Here is a 7,028-nt window from a genome sequence, read left to right as displayed (position 1 = left end):
GTAGACGACGCGGCAGGAGAACGTCAGCCGAAACGGACCGATGCCCCATCGCAGTTCGACCGACGTGCCGGGCGCGGCCGTCGGAGCGTCGGCCCGTACGTCGAGCCCGGCGCCGCGGTGCATCCCCCAGGTACACAGGTGGGTGGCGGCTGCGTCGAAYGCGTCTGCCCCGTAACCGATCACCTTCTGCGCGGTCAGATGGTGATATCCCGGGGGGAAGGGTAGGTCGCGGCTCGCACCCACCTCGGGGTACGTGAACGCGGGCAGGTCGTCTCGGGAGGTACTGATGGCGGGATCCTCTCGGTCCGGACGTCACGAGCAGGTGGGAAGGCACGTTACCCGGCGCACGGTCTCGAGCCCGTCAGGGGTCCCCGGCCAGTGCCGCGCCACGACTTGCGGACCTGCGCGGCGAACCACCGAACGAAGCGTGAGGCCGATGATGATTACGTCGTCGGCGTATCCGATGACGGGGACGAAATCGGGTATCAGGTCGATCGGAACCGCGAGATAGGCAAGCAGCAGGACGAGCTGGACGCGCACACCCCGGGGCAGGTCCGGATCGGCGGCGAGGCGGCGCAGGAGACGGAGCAGGTCCGGCAGCACCCGGATCGCCTCCCCGATCCCGGTGCCGTCGGGTCTCGATCGCCACAGCACGAGCGCCAGTACCACCCAGACGGCCAGCAGGCCCGCTGCCGCGCCGATCAGGACGGGCCATGCCGCCGCCCACACCTGCCCCGCATCCATACGGCCGCGCCTATTGCTCCGACCGGACCGCGGGACGGATGTTCTGGTCCGCGAGCGCACCGTCCGATCCCAGGAGGCCACGGAGGTTGTATGGTTCCCGCCGGAGGTTGGTGCGGGCCTGCTGCTCACTCGATTCGGGCCAGAACAGCCCCGCGAGACGGGTCCTGGACTGAGCGAGACCGGCATGCAGCACGAGGTAGGCCAGCAACGCGATCGCCCGTGACGAGATGGGGCCGACCCTGACATCTTCCGGGTTCGATACGCGCTGTTCGCCGAGCAGGTAGACCGTCAACATGACTGACCAGCTCCCGGTCGCGGAACGAGGCGAGCTTCCGCGTCCTCATCATCGCACGGTCAGCGGAAGTGCTGGTACAGCGCTTTCAGCTCCCGAATCGCGGCGTCCACCGCACGCTCGTCCTCGCTGACCGATCGGATCGCCTTCCGCAACAGCAGCGGGTCGAGGTCGTCGATCGCCGCCCGGAAGTCGGCGTCGGGCAGGGCGGGCAGCGGGGACTCGTCACCGAACCAGTCGTCGACGTCCGCGTCGGAGGAATCGCCGCCGACGCCGTCGATCAGCATGTCCAGGTCGACGCCCCGCAACGTCAGGATTTCGAGCGGGTTCTCGTCGATGCGTTCGGTGGTGAGGTACGCGACCGCCGCCGCATGCTTGCAGGGCCAGCCGTCGTCCGGGCAGGTGCAGTCGTAATTCAGCGCGGACGCCCCGGCGGGCAGCAGCAGGGGTCCGAGAACCTCCGGAACTCCGCCGCCCGCCAGCATCGCGAGACTGCCGGGTTGCCGACGCACCAGCGCGACGAGTTCCGCGACCTCCGCGTCGTCGAGGCGATCGATCGAGACGGTCGCGACGAACGGCTGGAGCTGACTGCCCTGGACCTCCCCCGTCACCATCCCAGCGGCGATCTCGAGCGAGATCACCTGACCGCTGCGCGCGTAGCTTCGCCCACGGCTCATCCGGCCCTTGTCGGCGACGAACTCGATGATGTCCACGAACTCGCGGCCCCACCACGTGCGCCCGAACGATCCGCGCTGGGACCGTGCCTCCAGCCCGCCCGTCACCGGTCGACGCTTGCCGTACTGACCGAAGTGGGGCCCCGGTCGCCGATTCGTCATTCGCCCACCGCCTCGTCGCCGAGCCGGAGCAGTTCGCCCAGTTGTTCGGTGCTCATCTCCGTCACCCAGTTCTCGCCCGTCCCGACGGCGAGATCGGCCAGCTCCTGCTTGGTGGCGATCATCGCGTCGATCCGCTCCTCCAGGGTGCCGACGCACACGAGCTTGCGCACCTGCACGTCCCGCCGCTGACCGATCCGGAACGCCCGGTCCGTGGCCTGGTTCTCGACCGCCGGATTCCACCACCGGTCGAGGTGGACGACGTGATTGGCCGCGGTGAGGTTCAAACCCGTCCCGCCCGCCTTCAGCGAGAGCATCATGATCGGCGGCCCGTCGTCGCCCTGGAACGAGGCCACCATGTCGTCGCGTTTCTGCTTGGAGACGCCCCCGTGCAGAAACGGCACGGGAGTACCGAACCGCTCCGCGAGGTACGGGGTCACGAGGTCGCCGAATTCCCGGAACTGGGTGAACAGCAACGCCTTCTCGCCGTCCGCGACCACGGAATCCAGGATGTCCTCGACGAGCCCCAGCTTGCCGGAGCGGTGCTGTCCGCGCCGCATCACCGCCGACCCGTCGCGCAGGAAGTGCGCCGGGTGGTTGCACACCTGCTTCAGTTTCGTCAGGGCGGCGAGGACGGCGCCCTTGCGCTTCATCCCCTTCTTGTCCTTGATCTGCGCCATCATGTCGTCGACCACCGCCCGGTACAGCGCGGCCTGCTCCGCGGTGAGGTTGGCGCGGACCGTCATCTCGAACTTGTCGGGGAGGTCGGCGATGACCGCGGGATCGGTCTTGACCCGGCGCAGCACGAACGGGGACGTGACCGCACGGAGCCGGGCGACGGCCGTCTCGTCCTGCTCCCGCTCGATCGGCACCACGAAACGCTTGCGGAACATCGCCTCCGAACCCAGGATGCCCGAATTCGCGAAGTCGAGGATCGAGCGCAGTTCGTCGAGGCGGTTCTCGACCGGAGTGCCCGTCAGCGCGACGCGGTGCGCCGCCGGAATGCTCCGCGCCGCCCGCGCCTGCGACGTCTTCGCGTTCTTGATGTGCTGCGCCTCGTCCAGAACGACACGCCGCCAGTCCTGCTCCTTCAGGTGCGCGACGTCGCGGGCCAGCAGCGCATACGTGGTGATCACCAGATCGCTCTGCGCAACGGCGGCGGTGAACTCCGCACCGCTCAGCCGCTGCGGACCGTGGTGGACGAGCACCCGCAGCGAGGGAACGAAGCGCGCCGCCTCGCGCTGCCAGTTCCCGACCACCGACATCGGACACACCAGCAAGGTGGGCGTGGGCGCCTTCTCGTGTGCCAGCAGCGCCAGCAACTGCAGCGTTTTGCCGAGACCCATGTCGTCGGCGAGAACGGCCCCGAGGCCGAGGCGGCTCATGAACACCAGCCAGTCGAGCCCCCGCTTCTGGTACGGGCGCAGCGTCGCGTCCAACCCGTCCGGGGCCGGCACGTCCTGCGGCTTCGTGTCGCCGTCCAGCAACGCGGCCGCCCAGCCGGTGGCCGTGACCTCCTCGACGGGAAGATCGGACAGATCGTCCGCGATCAGGTCCTTCAGCAGGTCCACGATGGCCCGGTCGCCGCTGGCGTGCCGCTCCGCCACGTAGCGCGCGGCGCGGGAGAGCACCTCCTGATCCGCCCGGACCCACTCACCACGCAGCCGCACGAGATCGCTCTTGGAGTTGACCAGCCGATTCATCTCCGCGGCGGTGAGCACCGTGTCGCCGAGTGCCAGCTCCCAGTTGTACTGCACCAGCTGGTCTTTGCCGACGGCCCGGTTCTCCGCGCTCGCCGGAGTGCTCGGCGAGCTCACCCGCAGACGCATCGACGGCGACGCCACACTCCACGCCCGCGGCAGCAGCAGGCTGATGCCCTTCTCCTTCAACGCCGCCGCACCGTGCCCCACGAGGTCGATGACCACGGCGGTGGGCAACATCAGGTCCAGGCTGTCGGGATCAGTGGGAACATCCTGCAGTCGCGGGTAGGCGGCCACGGCCTCCGTCAGCTTGCGCACCCCGATCTGCAGGCGACTCGCCTCCGTGCGGTGCAGCGGAATCGGCACCGGCGCTTCGCCTTCCGGACGAAGACAGACCTCCAGTCGCCACAGCACCGTGTCCGGGTCCCAATCCCCCTCCACGTCCACGTCTTCCGGCTCGAGGAGCCGCAGCACCAGTTCGGGCTCGTCCACCTTGAGGCTGTCACGCCACCCGTCCAGCGAGCCCGACAGCTGGGCGGTGCCCTCGGCGAACTGGTCACCCCGCACGAGCGCGTCGATCAGCGGATGATCCACGTCGCTGCCGGAATCGTCCGGGTGCCTGCGTTCGAGGACACGGCGGGCGACGGGGTCGGTCAGCTCGGTGACCATGTCGTCGAGCACGGCCCTGGGGGTCGTGCCGTGACGCTGGACCGGCGGCATCGCGACGGCCAGCTCCGTGAGCCACGCACGCTGCCGTTCACCGCCGAGCAGCCGCCAGCGCGGCCACCAACCGCCCTCCGCCCGGTGCACCTCGGGCACCACCCGCCCGGCCCGCGCCCACCGCTCGACACCGCGGGCGACGTGGGCGAGGTAGCGCAGATCCCCGGCGACCCGGGGGTCGCGGGCCGACACCGACAGCAGGAACTCCGTCGCATCCGGTGGTGCGAGCGCGACCGCGGCCCACTCGAGCATCTCCGGCCCCGACGGTGTCGGCGTCGGCACCTTCACGTGATGCCGGAACTTCCGTGCCAGCACCCGCCCGACCGCATCCGTCGGCTCCGGGGCGGCCGGATTCCGGTCCTCAACCCACAGCATGAGACCCGATCCCGGTGTCCAGAGGCCGTGCAGCATGCACCCATCCAAGCAGGCGCGACCGACAGCGCGTGAAGTCCCTGCTCGAGACATGTAACCCTCGACGATATTCCACCGATGAACGAGTTGGCGGCTGTCCACGCCGGTAACTCACCGGGATCGCTGCCGAACGTGATCGCAGTGATCGGAGGAAGTCGAAATGGACATGGAACAGATCTTGGAAGTTCTCGTTCAACTCATCCAGGTCCTCGGACCGTTGATGGGTGGTGGCGGAGGCACAGGCTCGCTGGGCTCCTGAGAAATCCGCACGGAGGCCCGCCGGAAGATTGTCGCCGGCGGGCCTTCTGCCTGCCTGAACCCGGAGTCCCGATCGTGATAGGACTGTGGGCGTGAGCATGGCATACGGCTTCAGCGAGTACGGCGGCCCCGAGACGCAGCAGTTCTTCGACGTCCCCGTTCCCTCCCCCGGCCCCGGACAGTTGCTGGTCGCCGTCCACGCGGCCGGCGTGAATCCCGCCGATTGGAAGGTGCGGGCGGGCACGCGCAAGGACACCGTCCCCGTCACCCTTCCCGCCGTTCTGGGCCGGGAGGTCGCCGGTGTGGTCGCGGATGTCGGCCCCCGGGTGACCGGCTTCGCGGTCGGCGACGCCGTGTTCGGCGCGACCGCCACCGGATTCGGCGGATACACCGAGTACACCCTGCTCAACACGGCCTCGGCGGCGCACAAGCCCGACCCGGTCTCGTTCGCGGACGCGGCCACGCTCCCCGTCGCCGCGGGAACCGCGTACGACGCGCTGACCACCCTGGACCTGGCGCCCGGCAGTCGGTTGCTCGTCGTCGGTGCGGGCGGCGGCGTGGGGGTGGCGGCGCTGCAGTTGGCCGCGGCGCGGGACGTCACGGTGATCGGCGTCGCGAGCGAGAGCAAGCGGGAGGTCGTCGAATCGCTCGGTGCCACCTGGGTGGCGTCCGGAGACGGACTGGCCGCACGCATACCCGGCCCGGTCGACGCCGTCTTCGACCTCGTCGGCGGTGACGCGCTCGCCGAGGCCGCGCGGGTGGTCGCGGATCCGGCGGCGATCATCAGCGTCGGCGACTCGCTCGCCGCGCGCGATCTCGGCGGCTCGGGAGTGGAACGGCGTCGAACGTCCGCGGTGTTCGCGGAGGTGGCCGCACTGGTGGCGGACGGGACCCTGGACCCGCGGGTCGCCCACCGATTCCCGTTCGCACACGCCGGTGACGCTCTCGCCATGGTCGAGTCCGGTCACACGAGCGGCAAGGTCGTGATCGAGTTCGGTTAGCAGGTCTGGCTTTCACCCGTTCCGAGGTAGATGCTGGAGAGACGTAACTGCCGGACACTCGGGAGTCGGTCATGAGCATCCTGATCCAGGTTCTCGAACAGGGGTACGCGCTCACCACTCCGTGGGAGCAACGGAAGTACGCCTTCGTCGATGCCACGCACATCGTGACGATTCGACTGGACGGACAGTCGGGCGTGTGGCTCGACGGGATGAAACACGGTGAGGCACACAGGCTTGCGGTCACCCCCACCCCCAGCGAGGCGATCTTCTTCCTCCTCCGCACCCTCGACCTGCTCGCCGAGTGCAGGCAGAGCGGAGGTTCCTGGGTGATCGGCCACGACGGCATGCACCTGTCATCGATCGCCGCTGTGCGCCTGCCCTTCACTTGACCTGTCGGGGGCCCGGTGCATACTCCCGGTGGTAGGGGGAGATGGGTCGAGCGCCGGGGGACGCATGAGACTTCTGTACGTGGCCGTGTGGCTGGCGGCGATCCTGGCGGTCTGCGGTTGCGGGGTGTCGCTTCTCGACCTCAGCGGTCCCGGCCCTGCGCCGGGCAGTCCGCCCCGCGCACACATCGAGGAGTTGCTCGGCCGGGTCACGACGGTCGAGTCCCGCCCGCACCCCGGCGGATACCAGCGCGGCTGCTCCGGCAAGGAGTTGTGTGTGTTCGGCCCGGCCTGGACCGACGACCAGGACGCCGCGGCGGGTCACGACGGGTGCGACACCCGCAACAACGTTCTCGCGCTCGATCTCCGCTCGGTGGCGTTCCGCGACGGCACCCGCGGTTGCGTGGTGCTGAGCGGCGTCCTCGCCGATCCGTATTCCGGCGAGGTGCTCCAATTCGACCGAGCCGACGCCAAAGCCGTTCAGATCGACCACGTGGTATCCGTCACTTCGACGATATATCCCCGAATAAGCCCAGGTCATAGTGTCATCGACATGCCGATGACGCCGGAACCGGTCGTAGGTAAGCGCGGCATCGAGGCATTGCCCTGGCCGATGGGGGCCGTATGACCGCCGTGTAGTTAGAGCGGTCTGAGCTGGGCTATTTCGCGGCGGAGTGTGAGAT

Annotated in this window: 7 protein-coding genes and 1 pseudogene; 3 read left to right on the top strand and 5 right to left on the bottom strand. The window is 69.1% G+C overall.

Translation table 11 applies throughout. The features are described 5' to 3' along the window. The 5 genes from AC1D1G_RS39110 to AC1D1G_RS39090 form a co-directional block, all read right to left on the bottom strand. Positions 1-243 (bottom strand): DUF1990 family protein (locus AC1D1G_RS39110; RefSeq protein ID WP_477956278.1); only part of this gene is annotated, 243 nt, incomplete at its 3' end. Between the two features lie 69 nt (positions 244-312). Continuing rightward, complete coding sequence (locus tag AC1D1G_RS39105) at positions 313-744, bottom strand: YkvA family protein (RefSeq protein WP_280783663.1); 432 nt, start codon at positions 742-744, stop codon at positions 313-315. 10 nt (positions 745-754) lie between these two features. Then, complete coding sequence (locus AC1D1G_RS39100) at positions 755-1,039, bottom strand: AfsR/SARP family transcriptional regulator (RefSeq protein ID WP_477956277.1); 285 nt, start codon at positions 1,037-1,039, stop codon at positions 755-757. Between the two features lie 59 nt (positions 1,040-1,098). Next, positions 1,099-1,872: an SWIM zinc finger family protein gene (locus tag AC1D1G_RS39095; RefSeq protein ID WP_105422892.1), complete on the bottom strand. Its 774-nt coding sequence runs from the start codon at positions 1,870-1,872 to the stop codon at positions 1,099-1,101. Next, the gene (locus AC1D1G_RS39090; RefSeq protein ID WP_477956276.1) at positions 1,869-4,700 is read right to left on the bottom strand and encodes a DEAD/DEAH box helicase; all 2,832 of its coding nucleotides are present in this window, start codon (positions 4,698-4,700) and stop codon (positions 1,869-1,871) included. Before AC1D1G_RS39090 ends, AC1D1G_RS39095 begins: the two co-directional genes overlap by 4 nt. Positions 4,701-5,056: 356 nt before the next feature. Here AC1D1G_RS39090 and AC1D1G_RS39085 point away from each other — a divergent pair, with 356 nt between their 5' ends. The 3 genes and pseudogenes from AC1D1G_RS39085 to AC1D1G_RS39075 all read left to right on the top strand — a co-directional run. After that, positions 5,057-5,959 (top strand): NADP-dependent oxidoreductase, encoded by a 903-nt coding sequence (locus AC1D1G_RS39085; protein ID WP_283335914.1) that lies wholly within the window; start codon positions 5,057-5,059, stop codon positions 5,957-5,959. A 71-nt stretch (positions 5,960-6,030) separates the two neighbouring features. Then, entirely contained in the window at positions 6,031-6,348 is a 318-nt protein-coding gene (locus AC1D1G_RS39080) for a hypothetical protein (RefSeq protein WP_037240073.1), read from the top strand. Between the two features lie 64 nt (positions 6,349-6,412). Beyond that, a pseudogene (locus AC1D1G_RS39075) lies at positions 6,413-6,841 on the top strand (deoxyribonuclease); the annotation flags it as partial. Between the last annotated feature and the right edge of the window lie 187 nt (positions 6,842-7,028).

This window comes from Rhodococcus sp. P3_B8 (genome assembly GCF_056402775.1).
Note: the sequence above shows the minus strand (reverse complement) of the source record. Positions and strands in the feature narration are given on the sequence as shown.

Excerpts from the sequence above, each read along its gene's own strand:
- AC1D1G_RS39105 (WP_280783663.1), bottom strand. The coding sequence starts at position 744 with ATGGATGCGGGGCAGGTGTGGGCGGCGGCATGGCCCGTCCTGATCGGC.
- AC1D1G_RS39100 (WP_477956277.1), bottom strand. The coding sequence starts at position 1,039 with ATGTTGACGGTCTACCTGCTCGGCGAACAGCGCGTATCGAACCCGGAA.
- AC1D1G_RS39095 (WP_105422892.1), bottom strand. The coding sequence starts at position 1,872 with ATGACGAATCGGCGACCGGGGCCCCACTTCGGTCAGTACGGCAAGCGT.
- AC1D1G_RS39090 (WP_477956276.1), bottom strand. The coding sequence starts at position 4,700 with ATGCTGCACGGCCTCTGGACACCGGGATCGGGTCTCATGCTGTGGGTT.
- AC1D1G_RS39085 (WP_283335914.1), top strand. The coding sequence starts at position 5,057 with ATGGCATACGGCTTCAGCGAGTACGGCGGCCCCGAGACGCAGCAGTTC.
- AC1D1G_RS39080 (WP_037240073.1), top strand. The coding sequence starts at position 6,031 with ATGAGCATCCTGATCCAGGTTCTCGAACAGGGGTACGCGCTCACCACT.